This is a genomic window from Alicyclobacillus shizuokensis NBRC 103103, assembly GCF_001552255.1.
Taxonomy (GTDB): domain Bacteria; phylum Bacillota; class Bacilli; order Alicyclobacillales; family Alicyclobacillaceae; genus Alicyclobacillus_G; species Alicyclobacillus_G shizuokensis.
The window spans coordinates 1-710 of the sequence record NZ_BCQV01000138.1 but is presented as its reverse complement, the minus strand read 5'-3'; the positions used below and the strand labels follow the sequence as shown (position 1 = coordinate 710).

The following is a 710-nucleotide window of genomic DNA, read 5'->3' as shown; positions in this document are numbered from 1 at the left end:
TAAGGAGCCATTCCTGTAATGAATTAATTTCGGGTTTGAAGTAAAAAGAGCGCCTCCTGTATGCTGGGTTCCGAATGTAGCACACATTCATTCCCTCATGGAGGAGGACGCTCACGTGAAGTATAAGATGCAGCAGAAGCAAAATCAACGAATTCAACAAATTACCGAATGTACCCTGATTGTGGGGGCAGACATTGCCAAGCAAACGCATGTAGCGAGAGCGACGGACTTTCGAGGAATTGAGCTTGGTAAAGAGTGCGTTTTTGAAAACAACCATGAAGGGCTGACGAAACTTGTAGCGTGGATGAAGGAGCTGCAAGGGCTGCACGCCAAGACGGACATCGTCTTTGGAGTTGAGCCGACCGGACACTACTGGTTTCCGTTAGGTGCCTTCATGAAAGAGTTAGGCGTGCGGTTTGTGCTTGTGAATCCACACCACGTCAACAAGAGCAAAGAGTTGGAGGATAACTCTCCGACGAAGAACGACTACAAGGATGCCAAGGTCATTGCGAATCTGGTGAAAGACGGCAAGTACTCCGAGCCCAAACTCCCAACCGGTGTTTATGCGGATTTGCGAATCCTCATGAACATGAGAGAGAAGGTGGTGGTGAATCTAGGTCAGGTACAGCGGCGGATTCAGAACTGGATAGACCGGTTTTTTCCGGAATACACCGAGGTCTTTAAGGACTGGGAAGGAAAAGCATCGCTCA

1 protein-coding gene is annotated in these 710 nt (G+C 48.7%); it reads left to right on the top strand.

Going from position 1 to position 710, the window contains the following annotated elements; all coding sequences use genetic code 11:
- Nucleotides 1-115: 115 nt before the first annotated feature.
- Nucleotides 116-710, top strand: a 595-nt coding sequence (locus ASH01S_RS17680) for an IS110 family transposase (protein WP_157067254.1), incomplete at its 3' end; no start/stop codon positions are given.